At 41.1% G+C, this 14047-nt stretch carries 11 protein-coding genes, 1 tRNA gene and 1 other annotated feature; of the genes, 3 read left to right on the top strand and 9 right to left on the bottom strand.

Features of this window, described 5'->3' with window-relative positions:
- Positions 1–8 precede the first annotated feature (8 nt).
- The 5 genes from CDO33_RS10345 to CDO33_RS20840 all read right to left on the bottom strand — a co-directional run bounded on the left by CDO33_RS10345 (position 9) and on the right by CDO33_RS20840 (position 4348).
- A complete protein-coding gene (locus CDO33_RS10345; protein WP_161496699.1) occupies positions 9–1172 on the bottom strand; it encodes an ABC transporter permease in 1164 nt (387 codons plus the stop codon).
- A 372-nt stretch (positions 1173–1544) separates the two neighbouring features.
- Entirely contained in the window at positions 1545–2924 is a 1380-nt protein-coding gene (locus CDO33_RS10350) for a sensor histidine kinase (RefSeq protein WP_161496582.1), read from the bottom strand.
- Positions 2908–3585, bottom strand: a complete 678-nt coding sequence (locus CDO33_RS10355) for a response regulator transcription factor (protein WP_103082617.1) — start codon at positions 3583–3585, stop codon at positions 2908–2910. The genes CDO33_RS10350 and CDO33_RS10355 overlap by 17 nt, the downstream gene beginning before the upstream one ends.
- A 403-nt stretch (positions 3586–3988) precedes the next feature.
- Positions 3989–4072 (bottom strand) — tRNA-Leu (locus CDO33_RS10360).
- A 111-nt stretch (positions 4073–4183) separates the two neighbouring features.
- Positions 4184–4348 (bottom strand): hypothetical protein, encoded by a 165-nt coding sequence (locus CDO33_RS20840; RefSeq protein WP_161496581.1) that lies wholly within the window; start codon positions 4346–4348, stop codon positions 4184–4186.
- A 326-nt stretch (positions 4349–4674) separates the two neighbouring features.
- Here CDO33_RS20840 and CDO33_RS10365 point away from each other — a divergent pair, with 326 nt between their 5' ends.
- Positions 4675–5511 carry a metallophosphoesterase gene (locus tag CDO33_RS10365; RefSeq protein ID WP_103082616.1) on the top strand — a complete coding sequence of 279 codons (837 nt, stop codon included), beginning with the start codon at positions 4675–4677 and terminating at the stop codon, positions 5509–5511.
- Positions 5512–5702: 191 nt separating this feature from the next.
- On the opposite strand, the gene CDO33_RS10370 is transcribed toward CDO33_RS10365, so the two are convergent.
- Positions 5703–7055 (bottom strand): glucose-6-phosphate isomerase, encoded by a 1353-nt coding sequence (locus tag CDO33_RS10370; RefSeq protein WP_103082615.1) that lies wholly within the window; start codon positions 7053–7055, stop codon positions 5703–5705.
- A 289-nt stretch (positions 7056–7344) separates the two neighbouring features.
- Between CDO33_RS10370 and CDO33_RS10375 the strand changes: the two genes are divergently transcribed.
- Entirely contained in the window at positions 7345–7566 is a 222-nt protein-coding gene (locus CDO33_RS10375; RefSeq protein WP_103082614.1) for an alpha/beta-type small acid-soluble spore protein, read from the top strand.
- 287 nt (positions 7567–7853) lie between these two features.
- On the opposite strand, the gene pheT is transcribed toward CDO33_RS10375, so the two are convergent.
- The 3 genes from pheT to tnpA form a co-directional block, all read right to left on the bottom strand.
- Complete coding sequence (gene pheT, locus CDO33_RS10380) at positions 7854–10322, bottom strand: phenylalanine--tRNA ligase subunit beta (protein WP_103082613.1); 2469 nt, start codon at positions 10320–10322, stop codon at positions 7854–7856.
- Positions 10323–10367: 45 nt separating this feature from the next.
- Positions 10368–11387, bottom strand: coding sequence for a phenylalanine--tRNA ligase subunit alpha (pheS, locus tag CDO33_RS10385; RefSeq protein WP_103082612.1), 1020 nt, complete (start codon positions 11385–11387; stop codon positions 10368–10370).
- Between the two features lie 359 nt (positions 11388–11746).
- Entirely contained in the window at positions 11747–12202 is a 456-nt protein-coding gene (tnpA, locus tag CDO33_RS10395) for an IS200/IS605 family transposase (RefSeq protein WP_103083351.1), read from the bottom strand.
- A gap of 193 nt (positions 12203–12395) precedes the next feature.
- Positions 12396–12669, bottom strand: a binding site (T-box leader).
- A gap of 531 nt (positions 12670–13200) precedes the next feature.
- Between tnpA and CDO33_RS10400 the strand changes: the two genes are divergently transcribed.
- The gene (locus tag CDO33_RS10400) at positions 13201–14040 is read left to right on the top strand and encodes a tetratricopeptide repeat protein (protein WP_103082935.1); all 840 of its coding nucleotides are present in this window, start codon (positions 13201–13203) and stop codon (positions 14038–14040) included.
- Positions 14041–14047: the final 7 nt, after the last annotated feature.

A 14047-nucleotide genomic window follows, 5' to 3' on the forward strand; every position in this document is an offset into this window, starting at 1 on the left:
TCTACCTCCTAAGCCATTTTTGAGAGTATTTCTCTCGGTTTTAGCCTGATAATCATGGAAGATGACAGGAATACCGCGCAAAACAATGTTGCTAAAATGCAAATGAATATCACAAGAGATATGTCAGCCGGTAATGCGAGTGTTAGGTTTTGTGTGCTTTTTACCGGTTGCCCCTCCACTTGTACAATTTGAATGTTCTCCACGATACCCTTGTTAATTCCACCTGCAACAGCTACGGCGAGAAAATAAGCGCCGACAAAGGCAAGAAAAGCCGTCAAAAGAACCTCTGCGATAAACTGCCCCACAATCTCCTTCCTGGAATACCCAATAGAAAGCAACACACCTGCTTCATGTACCCTGCCCCGCATTCTCATTGCCAGTATAAGAAGGAGTACTGCAGCGCTTACCAGACAGATGCAAACGAGCAATATCCGAATCAAATTTTGAATAGTGTTAAGTCCCGCGGCAATCTTTTCATAATTAAAGTCATCATTTAGAATAAAATAGCTGTCCCAATCAATGCTGGTTAAATGTTTTACTTTCCGTACAATTGAGTCCAAATGTATGGGGTCGGAGAGATAGAATGATACTCCACCGGTATAAACGCCTGCTTGCATCCGGTTCAATGCGACCAATGTATGATGGTCCGTAATCATGAGATTTGAGCAAAGCCCCGCGGTAGGCTGATAGGCCGCATCCTCCTGCGGCTTTAATATTCTGAAAAAGCCCACAATTTCCACTTCCGCACTGTATGGTGAATCTTTCAAGGTATCAATGAATACATCATCCTCCTGCTCAAATTCCGCAGGAGCCAATAAAATCTTATCACCAACGGAAAGCTGATTAATTCTTGCCAGTTCCTCGCTTATGATGATGCAGTTTTCGTCGTCAGGAGTGATGTGGCGGCCTTCGCTAAGCTCCAATATCTTATCTGTAAAATAGGGATGCAGAGCAGAATAAGTGTTTGCGGATAATCCGCCCATATTATTTTCATCCGTATGACCTGTTCCAGGGATAAAACGAATCTGGCGACTTTTTGCATAAGCAAAATTCCTGGCGTTGTAATATTTGATTTCTTCATTTTCCATAATTTGTTGTATTGCCATATCCGTTATTACAGCCTGCTCATCATTTTCAGTATCAATTTTTGATCCATTAAAAGAAAAATCCATGGATGAACGAATATGAAACGCTGCTCCGACAGATGTACGCAAGCTTTTAGATACTGCCTGCGTTGTATACAAAACAGAAAAACAGGTTAGCACAAAGGCTGTTACTATGAAAATAAGCAAAAGCAAAATAAGGGTTTTCCCCTTTTTCCTTGTTAAGTAAAGCACTGTTCTTTTCAGAAAAGACACCATAGCACCTCCTTTTTGAGGAATTATAGATAAGGAAGGACAAGATACATTTAAGAATAGGACAAGATTAGGACAAGATTTTTCAATCAAAAAAGACCGCTTCGAGGCAGTCTTTTTTGATTAAACAACAGAAGTTAAAGGAGTTTAAGGCAATTGCTTTTCTATGTAGCGTAATATTTTATTGTATCAATTATAGGATAGCGGGAATATAATTTCAAACCGAACGCCTTGCTCCGTATTTTTAAATGTATAATGAAGTTGATGCGCTTCAAGTATGACCTTTACAATATATAATCCCAAGCCGCTGCCGCCAGTATGGCGGTTACGGGATTTATCCACTCTACAAAATGGCTCAAAAATATGGTCAAACTCGTCCGATGCAATATGAACCCCGGTATTCTCAACCGTTAAAGTTGCGGTTTCATTTGCTTTTTTCAAAGAAACTATAACGGTTTGCCTTTCAGGAGAGTGGTGTACCGCATTGCCAATAATATTGGAAACAGCTTTCAGCATATGGCTGGGATCAACATCTGAAATGACGTTCTTATCGCATTTACACAGAATATCAATTTTCTTTTTGAGAGCTAATTCCTGATACATATTGCAGCATTCGTATACCAATGCATACAAATCAGTGGGCGTCTTCTCCAGCATATCGGTATCTGAACCGATTTGACCTACCTGTAATATTTCTTGTATAAGCGATTCCATTGACTCCGTTACTTGCAAAGCATGCTTCAAATACTTCTCTCTATCCTTATATCGCCCGATATTATGCAACATGCCCTCCAGGTCGCAGCGCATGACAGTAACAGGCGTTTTAAACTCATGGGATATTGCCATAAACAAGTCATCGCGCCGTTTTATCTCCTTTTGGAGATTCTCATTGGCTGATTTCAAGTCAGAAAGCGCTTTATCAAGCTTCTTTGCCATTTCATTCAAATTGCCGGCAAGAGAGCCAATCTCGTCAGTACGTTTTACATCGCAAAACCACGTAAGATTTAATTCTGACAGCTTTTTAGATATTTTGCTGATCTCTATGATCGGTTTGGTTAAAGCTCTGGAGGAAATGAGGCTACCTAATAAGGATATGCCCAGGATAAAGATAAATACAAAAGGAAGCAGGCTCATCAGGGTATCACTCACCTGATCGATTTGATCCATTTTAGCATAGGCTGAAACGATATAATCCTCACCATTGCATTTATATACTCCTGAGAGGAATGTTACGTTATCATCCGTCATTTCGGGCATAGTGTTAGCATCCATGCCCTCAGCCTGGATGGAATATATGATATTCAAGTTTTTGTCCGTAACATAAACACTGGTATTGTTCGATATGCAAAAATTCTGTAAATACCTTTCGGTGTTCTGACCGTTGTCTTCATTTAACGTTTCTATCAGCGTTCTGAAATTCGCATTAAATCTTTTATTCAGCTCAATTCTGTACGTCTTAGGCATATAGATAAAAACAAGTGTGTAAATAAGTACACCGGACAAAATCAGCAAGGTGGCAATGATGATAAAGGTTTTTGCATTCAGGCTGCTTTTAATCCTCCGAAGCAATTTTGTATCCCACCCCTCTGATTGTTTCAATATAATCTGCACCAAGCTTCTTGCGGATATTGCCAATATGAACATTTACAACACGGTCATTTCCAAAAAACTCATAACCCCAAATATCGTTCAGTAATTGATCGCGGGTAAGTACGCAATTTTTGTTTTCAAGCAGTTTTCTCAGCAACTCAAACTCGGTGCGGGTGAGTGCCACCAGATTCCCAGACATCCGGGCTTCATAGCTTTTTAGGTCAAGTGTCAGCTCCTTATATTTCAATATCCCATGAGGCTCCTCGTTAATAGCCTTGGTTGCCCTCCTGAGAACTGCTTCTATACGTTTTAGCACAATATTCATAGAAAATGGTTTTACAATATAATCGTCTGCCTTTAAATCAAACCCCTTTATTTGATTCTTTTCACTTCCCATAGCTGTAAGCATTATTACGGGAATGTCAGATTCCTTCCGTATCATTTCCAGAACAACATAACCGTCTATTTTGGGCAATAATATATCCAACAAAACTAAATCAAAATGTTGGTTCTGAAACTTCATAAAACCTTCCATGCCGTCATCTGCAACGGATACAAGGTATCCGGCATCCTCCAGTACATCCTTCAAGAAGTTATGAATATCCACTTCATCTTCAATTATTAGTATTTTTGCAGGCATACGCATATCCCCCATTACTCTACCACATTTCTCTCAGCACGTTTGACGGTTTTGTTCCGGTGACATCTCTATGACTTGGGTATAGCTCATGTTTGTAACACCCAACCGTTCTGCACCGGGTACCCTTCAGTCTTCACAAGGCTTTTGAATACAATGCTCTAAAACGCCCACTCTTGTGCTGTTTGTTTGCTAAAAGATATTCCATATGTAGATTTGTTTGCAACATTATATATAGATTACAGTTCGGCATTCTAAACGAATAACCTGCAATGCACTTGTGTTTGCATGATGCATTTGTATCACTATTTATAAAATTCCTCTATTTTGTAAATAATCCGAACTTAAATATACAAAAAAAGGATTCATACCGTGATGGTCCGAATCCTTTTAATATATTACAGGTTGGTGCGGGTGACAGGACTTGAACCTGCACGGGGTTACCACAAGATCCTAAATCTTGCGTGTCTGCCAATTCCACCACACCCGCATTTCATTTTTACAACGAATTTAATTATAATTCCATCCAACCCTTTTGTCAACACAAACATGGGCAAAACAAGGCATGTTGGCCGGAAAAACTCCGGCCCATCCCTTTCCGTCATGCCATATCATACAATGTTAAAGCAGTAATAAATAGTGTAAAGACTATAATAGCTGTAATAAGTGAAAATTTTATGGCCTGTTTAATAGTCACCGTATTCTTTGCTTTGTAGCTTTTTATTGTATATTTCACAGGATACAATTTCCTGTCGTCACCTATCATTTTTCTTACCCCCTTATTATATTCTAGTTGGAAGTAAATACAAAATCTACAGGTATTTTCTTCCAGTTAATCATTTTTCACTAATACGCATCACAAATCAAAAATTCTTGCTCTCCTATTCTTTAATATACGTATCAGGATTTCATTTTCCTCAAGTTTAAGTTGCCGTATGGAATACTTGCTGTTATATTATTGTATATATGCTATATAGGCTATGAAGCTGAAATAACAGTTTCACCGGCCGTATGGTAAGTCGCAAGTCTTCTTAATCACTGTTATATTGTTGGGCGGCTTCCATACATAATTTTTTGAAATGAGGTAACAGAATGCACTATTTATATGTTTTTTTGGGGTTGTTGGCTGCGGCTTTGATATATATGTACATGGAAGCCTCTTTTGTTAAGGTGGATCATATAAGGCTCACAAAAAGCAAAAAGGGATTAAAAATCCTGCAGATATCGGATATACATATTAATATGCTTAGGGTGTCCGCTAAAAAGGTTGCTTCGGTGATTGAAAGGGAGAATCCCGATATTATTGTCATGACAGGAGATTATGTTCAAAGGCCTTCCGATATACCGGCTTTTCTGGAGTTTGTGGACGGGATAAGAAGCAGCCGCCCAATATATGCATGCCTCGGAAATCATGATTATTATGCTTTTTACAATAATAAATCCGAGCTCAAAAAGTTCATGGATCAGATGGAAAACCACGGCATAACTGTGTTGGAGAATAAATCGGCCTTCTTTAAAAAGGGAGATAATATTTATAATATCATAGGTGTTGGTGACATAAGGAGCGATGCGGATGACATCGATAAAGCCCTCGCTTCTTCCGAAGCCAATAGTTCTGGCGATGGTATCCCTTCCGCCGGCAAGCGTCCGGTTAAAATCGCCCTGGTGCATAATCCCGATGCCGTGCTGAAATTTCCGAGAGGCAGCGTGGATTACATGCTCTGTGGGCATTTCCACGGAGGGCAGATTTGGGCTCCCTTTGATCTGGAATTTCGAATGCTCCGCAGTGAAAAGCTGTGCCGGATGGGAATAAAGCGCGGGCTCCATAAGGTGAACAGCATAAATCTATATATTAACAGAGGTCTGGGAAATGTGTGCGTTCCTTTAAGGTTCATGTCCCGACCGGAAATTACGGTATTTTATCTTTGAAGTGGTGACATCTTTAGCCTCGTTATAAACAAGACATTACAAACAAGACGGCACAAAAACAAATAAACCGGATGACAGATTAGTGTACTGCATCCGGTTTTATGATTTTATAGGGTAAATGTCTTTAATTTGAAATTACATAGCTCGGCGGCTTCCCCAAGCTGCAAACTTATTTTCTATGACAACATTCTTTATTTGCCAAGTCTTTCTTCCAGCTTCTTTTTCTGCTCCTCATAACCAGGCTTGCCCAACAAAGCAAACATATTCTTCTTATATGCCTCCACACCCGGCTGGTCAAATGGATTTACGCCCAGCAGGTATCCGCTTATACCGCAAGCCTTTTCAAAGAAGTAAACCATGTTTCCGAAGTAATAATCGCTAAGTTCAGGTACGCTTACCACGAGGTTGGGCACTCCTCCGTCGGTGTGGGCCAGAAGGGTTCCTTCAAAAGCCTTTTTATTTACATAGTCCATTTCTTTTCCTGCCAAAAAGTTAAGACCGTCGATGTTGTCCTTGTCCTCTTTTATGACTATGCTCTTTCTAGGCTTTTCCACATAAATTACAGTCTCAAAAATGTTTCTGAGCCCTTCCTGTATATACTGACCCATGGAATGCAGGTCCGTAGTGAAGTCAACTCCGGCAGGGAATATGCCTTTTCCGTCCTTGCCTTCGCTCTCTCCGAACAGCTGCTTCCACCACTCGGTGAAGTAATGGAGGGATGGCTCATAATTTACCATTATTTCTGTGGTCTTTCCCTTGCTGTACAGAGCATTTCTTGCTGCTGCATACTGATAGCATGGATTTTCGTCTATATTCGGATTTTTGTAAAGCTCATAGGCATCAGCCGCACCTCTCATAATTTCATCTATATTGGCACCGCTTACGGCAATAGGCAGCAGTCCTACCGCAGTCAGTACGGAATATCTTCCGCCGACATCATCCGGCAGAACAAAGCTTTCGTATCCTTCCTCAACAGCTAGTTTTTTCAAGGCTCCCTTCGCCTTGTCGGTAGTGGCATAGATTCTCTTCCTTGCTTCTTCCTTGCCATATTTTGATTCCATATAATCCTTGAATATCCTGAAAGCGATGGAAGGCTCAGTAGTAGTGCCGGATTTGGATATCACATTCACCGATATCTCCTTTCCTTCCAGCAACTCCAGCAAATCGGCTACATAAGTCGAACTGATGTTGTTTCCTACAAAATATATCTCCGGAGTCTTCCTTTTTTCTTTAGGCAGCATGTTGTAAAAGGAATGAGACAGCATCTCAATTGCCGCTCTCGCTCCCAGATAAGAACCCCCTATTCCGATTACCACGAGGGCATCAGAATTGGATTTTATCTTTTGGGCCGCAGCTTTTATTCTCTCGAACTCCTCCTTGTCGTAACTTACCGGCAGGTCCACCCAGCCTAAAAAATCATTACCCGCACCGGTTTTTTCATGCAGCATTGTATGAGCAGCTTTTATGAAGCTTTCATAATATTTAACTTCATGATCTCCAAGAAAATTTGCTGCTTTTGAATAATCAAACTTTAGTTTTCCCATCAAAATTACCTCCTGACTAAATAATCCCTTTATACTACAGGCATCCGGCTTTAACCGAACTATACCTTATATGCGATTTTTAATTGCTGCAAAACAGCTGGAATTTTCTTCTGACTTCTTGATAGTATATCATTTTTTAAGGGTTTTTTAAAGAAAAAATCTTACTTTGATGATTATTTTGCTATCACTGTAATTATTTAATACGTAATATATTTTTATTTTTGCTAACACTAAAATTGACATAAATAATTTTTAGGAATATGCAAGCAAAGAAAGAAGGTGAAAACATATGTCTAACAGAAAAAATGCATTTACCTCCAAGGATCAGGAGGCTTGGACTAAGTTCAAGATGGAATGCGCACAGGAAATCGGTCATCTTCAGTATGTTAAAGAAAACAATGACCATTATAAAGGTGATGTAAGCGCTCGGCAAAACGGATTGGAAGGCGGTCCTATAGGTGGACAAATGGTAAAAAGAATGATAGAGATGGCAAAAAGCCAGCTTAAATAAAGCCTTCCGATATGATTGAATAAAGCAAAATTAACACGTTGTGCTGACATTTACGGTAGCATGGTTGCGTAACATTAAAAACTTCCGACAACTCTCCACAATTCTACCTCCAATTAGCTGGCACAACGTGTTAATTTAATCAGATGTCTTTTTTGTAGGTCCGCTCTAATAAAAAATATTTATTTCTCAACTGAGCGTCCAAATTTCCCTGTAATTTGCTCCCTCAATAATTTTGCTTTTTCAACTGAACGTCCAAATTTCTCAATATTTTGCTCTTTCAAACATTTTTACTCTCTCAGTTGGGCATCCAGATTTCTCTTCAGTCCGTCAATTATCTTGTGCATGCTCTTATTTACATCATCATCGGTAAGAGTTCTGTCCTCAGCTCTGAAAGTTATGGAATAAGCAACGCTCTTCATGCCTTCAGGTATCTGTTTACCCTTGTACACGTCAAAAAGCTTCAGGCTCTCCAGGATTTTTCCTCCCCGCTGCCTTATGATATCCTCTACCTGTTTTACGGTTATTTCATCCCGTATCAGCATGGCAATGTCCCTGGAAACCGCCGGATACTTGGGAAGCGGCTTGTACTGCACTGTATCGTTATAGTTGTTTATGAGCTTTTCCACCTCTATGACTCCGACATAAGCCCTCGTCTGTATGTCATAGTTCTCCAGGACGTCGGGATGTATTTCACCTATAACCCCGGCATACTCCCCATCTATTAGCAGCGCTGCTGTCCTTCCGGGGTGGAATGTCGGATTTTCCGTCTCCTGTGCAAATTCATACTTGGAAATTCCCAGTTTTTCAAGCAATCCTTCTACGACACCCTTTATATCATAGAAGTCGGCATTTCCGTACATGCCCAGAGTCAATACCTGGATTTCCTTGGGCAGCGAGCTTTCGTCAATTCCTTCCACCTGAGATGTTCTTGGTACATCCTTCCTGTAAGTATAAGAGAGTTCAAAAAGCCTTGCTTCCTCCACCCTCCTGTTGTAATTTCTGGCCAGCACCGTCAGCATATCCGGAATGGTCGTAGTTCTCATAATGCTGTAATCAACACCCAGAGGATTAGATATGACTACGGCATTTCTCAGCGGACTATCCTTAGGAAGATTTATCGTATCAAATACACCAGGGCTGGTAAAGGAGTAAGTGTATATTTCCGAAAGCCCGGAAGCAGTCATTACATCCAGTATCCTATCCTCAATTTTCTGTTTTTTGGTCTTTATTCCCCTGGTGGTTTCTTTTCCATGGAGAAGTGTAGGCTTGATGCTGTTATATCCGTAGAATCGTGCAATTTCCTCCGCCAGGTCCGCCATCTCTTCTATGTCCATCCTGAAGGTTGGCACCGTAATCATGCCGGAAGCTTCATCCACTTCCAGTTCTATTTTTCTCAGTATTCTGATCATCTCTTCCCTGGAGATGTCAGTTCCCAGAAGCGCATTGATCTTGTCGCTTTCCAGCTTCAAAACCCTGGGCTCTACCTTTTTGGGATAGCAGTCCAATATTCCGCTTACCACCTCACCAGCTCCCAGTTCCTCAACCAGTTGAGCAGCGCGGTTGACTACATTGATGGTGTTATTCACATCCAGGCCTTTTTCATATCTTGAGGATGCCTCCGTCCTCAATCCCAGCTTTCTGGATGTCGTTCTGATGGAAGTCCCGTTAAACACTGCGGATTCAAAAAGAAGGTTCTTTGTGGATTCAGTTATCTCCGAATCCAATCCTCCCATGACTCCGGCGATGCAGGCCGGTTTCTCAGCATCGGCTATAACCAGCATATCCGGGTCCAGCTTTCTGTCATTTCCGTCAAGGGTTTTGATGATTTCTCCTTCCTTTGCCCTCCTTATGACAACCTTACCGCCTTCCAGCTTGTCGAGGTCAAATGCGTGCATCGGTTGGCCCAACTCCAGCATGACATAGTTGGTTATGTCAACTATATTGTTGATCGGCCTTATTCCTGCAGCCCTAAGACGCTCCTTCATCCATTCCGGCGAAGGACCTATCTTGACGTTTTTAACAACTCTTGCAGAATATCTTGGGCACAGGTCGGCATCCAATATTTCAACGCTGGCCAAATCCTTAATATTACCGCCCGATTCCTTTACCTTTATATCAGGCTTTCTGAATTCGGTGTCCAGGGTTGCTGCCGTTTCCCTTGCTATTCCCGTAATGCTCAGGCAGTCGGGCCTGTTGGGGGTTATTTCGAATTCCACCACATCGTCATCTATTCCCAGCACTTCTTTTATATCTTTTCCTAAAACAGTTTCGTCCAGCAGCTTTTCATCGGTATTTCCCCCCAGATATTTTTCAACCAGGGTCTGCTTTGATATTATATAAATACCGTCCTCGGCTGCATCCGGGAAATCATACCGGGTATACCCCAACTCTTGTATGGAGCACATCATGCCACAGGATTCCAGGCCTCTTAATTTGCCTTTCTTGATTTTCTTTCCTCCCGGCAGAGACGATCCGTCCAAAGCCACCGGTATATAATCGCCAACTTTTATGTTCTGGGCACCGGTAACAACCTGTATTGTCTCCTTCCCTACAGCGACTTGTGTAACCTGCAGCTTGTCGGCATCCGGATGCTTTTCTACAGAGATTATCTTTCCTACCACAACTTTTTCAATCTCTTCTCCCTGCTTTTCCACGCCCTCAACTTTTGATCCGGACATGGTGAGAGCATCCGCATATTCTTTCGGGCTGACATTTATATCAACATAATCTTTAAGCCATTTAAGAGGTACTTTCATCGTCATTACTCCTTCCTATTATTTTTTCATGCTGCTCTATAGTTGTCAGAACTGCATTAAAAATCTTACGTCATTCTCGGTAAACAGCCTCATATCATCTATATTGAATCTCGCCATGGCAACTCTCTCAACTCCAAGGCCAAAAGCAAAGCCGCTGTATTCATCAGGATCTATTCCACATTCCCTCAGCACTTTAGGGCTAACCATTCCGGCGCCGAGGATTTCAACCCATCCTTCGCCTTTGCAAACCCTGCATCCGCTCCCATGGCAGCTCCAGCAGGATACGTCAACCTCCGCGCTGGGTTCGGTGAACGGGAAATGGTGAGGCCTTAAGCGGATTTTTGTATCCTCTCCGAACAAAGCTTTTGCAAATACTTGCAGTGTTCCTACCAAATCTCCCATAGTCACTCCCTTGTCCACCACCAGGCCTTCGATCTGATGAAATACCGGAGAGTGGGTGGCGTCCACTTCATCGGAGCGGTAAACCCTTCCGGGACATATAATCCTGATGGGAGGCTTCTGAGTTTTCATAACCCTAGCCTGAACAGGAGATGTATGAGTTCTTAAAACTACATTGCCATCGATGTAGAAAGTGTCCTGAACATCCCTGGAAGGATGATTTTTGGGTATATTCATCGCTTCAAAGTTAAAATAATCCAGTTCCACTTCAGGGCCTTCGGCAATCTGGTATCCCATTCCCAGGAATACCTCCTTTATTTCATCAATTACCTGGGTCAGGGGATGCCTTTTTCCAAAGCTTCTTGTTCTGCCCGGCATTGTTATGTCTATTTTTTCCTTTTCCAGTCTGATTCTTTTTTCCGCTTCCGCCAGTTCTTTCATCTTTTTGGTGAGAATGTCCTCAATAAACTGCCTGACTTCATTGGCAAGCTGACCTATCACAGGCCTTTCCTCGGCAGAAAGGGCTCCCATGCCTCTCAGCACGGCTGTCAGTTCTCCTTTCTTTCCAAGATATTTCACTCTGACATTTTCCAGCTCCTGTATCGATGATACGGAAGACAGGGCTTCTTCTGCCTGAGCCTTGATATTGTTCAACTGTTCTCTCATCATAAGTCGACTCCTTTCCTTAATGCTGGTTTAATAAAAATGTATGGGGACCTACTGCCTTCCTTTCGGACTACACGGTTTGCAGAACACCCCCGTATTTTTCATTTTATGTACCCTTTCTGTTTTCCAAAAAGCTTTTTCGTTTTATTATTTTAAAACCTGCTCCGGGATATCCAACAGCTGTCCTTTTGGATTTAATCCCATCCTTTCCAATCATAACCACCCGTCCAACGGGTGGTTTGCTCTACCCCTATAAGGGGATGTTACCGGCCAGCGCCTAAAGACGCTGGCTTTCACTTTGTTCAAGCCACTATGCCCTTAACTCGTCGCCGCCCCTTAAGGGACGTTTGTACTACCAGCTACCCCTTGAAGGGGTCCTCATATTCTTTTACACTTAATTTATCTAACATAATGTCGTGTTTCTCTTGCTCTTGTATATATTTTCTAATTGTTGCTTCATTTAATCCTACTGTACTAACATAATATCCTTCTGCCCAAAAGTGACGATTTCCGAATTTATATTTAAGATTTGCGTGCTTGTCAAATATCATGAGTGCACTTTTCCCTTTCAAATATCCCATAAAACTTGATACACTTATTTTGGGAGGTATACTTACTAGCATATGTATATGATCTGGCATGAGATGTCCCTCTATTATTTCTACTCCCTTATAGCTGCATAGCTGTTTTATGATATCTCTTATACTTTCCCTGTATTGATTATAAATTATTTTTCGTCTATACTTAGGTGTAAAGACGATGTGATATTTGCACATCCATTTTGTGTGTGACATATCGTTGCTTTTGTTAGCCATGAAATCACCTTTCCTCTCGTTATGATAGTAGCCTGAACAACTCTATTATAACGGAAAGGTGATTTTTTGTATAACAATCGTTTCCGCACCCGCATAGCGGGTGGTTTTTTGTTTCGCATGGCTCATTTCTCTGCAGAGAAATTCGCTTCATGCTCAACAGGCTAAAGCCCATAAACAAAAAAGCCTTCATCCCTTTTGGGACGAAGGCATTGCTTCGCGTTACCACCCGAATTCCTGCATTTTTCAATACAGGCCCTCAATAAGACAACTCCTCAGATGATCGTAAAAAGCATCTGATTTTATTGTCCTCATAAGTTAACGGTTATGTTCCGGCATCTCCTACTATTAGTTCAGGATGCAGCTCCAGAGGGAACTTCAACGGTTCATATTGTAAAGATACTTTCAGCCTCAGGTATCTTTTCTCTTGGACAAAATCCCCGCCTACTTTCCTCTTTCACAGCCTTTTGCTTATTTTTTGTAGTATTATACCATATGTTCATTTTTTATTCAACAGCTTTTTAAATTCACTCATTAGCGCGAAAATTAGAACATGGATTTTTATTAATTGCACTTTACATGCATCAGAAGCTGTGCCAGCCTTTTCCAAGCATAAGTTTCACGTTAAAAAATTAATATCGATACATATCATAAATTTAGTTATACTAAGATAATTACTAAGGTGATTTATTATTATTTTGAATTTCCATCATTGCACATTCTCAGTTGCATGCTGGTAAATGGCGGTTTATAATATTTTTAACAGCAAATGATATTTTAGATATCAATGCAAAGCGCACATGATGAACACAGTTTGTCATGATGAGTACAGTCTATCATGATAAGCAAGGCTTAAACTGTTCATATATGGACCGGGCAGTGCAAAGCAGCATATGTGAAATGCAGCTTGGTGCTATCCGGAAGTAAATCAGGCTGCGCAAGGCAGAGTATAAAAGCATAGTTTGACACTAACGTGAAGAAAAATACCCGGAGGTAGTGATATGAAATCTAATGCATTAATGAAGTTCTTCCTCAAGTTTCTTTTACCTGTTTTGATTTTCGTTATTCTTTTTTTCTTTAACAGTTATGCAGCATTAGCCTTTGCCGTCTTGTATATAGCATATTCTTTATATGACGGAAGGTCTGCGATTTTTGCAATTATGGGCAATGTGAGCTATGGCAAGGGTGATGTCCAAAAGAGCATGGAGTGGTTCCGGAAAGCTTACGCCACTGGAAAAGCCCAGCCAAAAACCATTATTTCCTACGCTTATCTTCTTCTTAAATATGGAAAGGTGAATGAGTCGGAAGCCATATTGGATAAATTCCTCAGCAAATCTCCGGCCTTTGATGATGAAATGCTGGCAAAATCCAATCTTGCCCTCGTTTTATGGAAAAAAGGGAATCTTGACGGAGCTGTTGATCTTCTTGAGGAGGTATTCTCCAAATACAAAACTACCACCATCTATGGAAGCCTGGGATACCTGCTGATATTGAAAGGAGACCTGGAAAAAGCCTTGGCCTTTAACCTGGAAGCGTACGATTATAACAACAGCAATTCCGTAATAGTGGACAATCTGGCTCAGAATTATTATTTGCTGGGAGAACTGGATAAATCGGAAGAGATATACGAAAAGCTCATGTCGCAAAACCCAACCTACCCTGAAGCTTATTATAATTATGGCCTGACTCTGGAGGCAAAAGGCAAGATCGATAAAGCGCTGGAAAATATGGAAAAAGCTCTGAATTTCCAATTCACCTTTTTAAGCACAGTAAGCCGGGAAGATGTTGAAAACAAGATAAAGGAATTGAAGTCAAAAAAGAATAACTCCGGTGAGCAGTGAAATTTAG

The sequence above is a fragment of the Clostridium thermosuccinogenes genome (assembly GCF_002896855.1).
Classification (GTDB): Bacteria; Bacillota; Clostridia; order Acetivibrionales; family DSM-5807; genus Pseudoclostridium; species Pseudoclostridium thermosuccinogenes.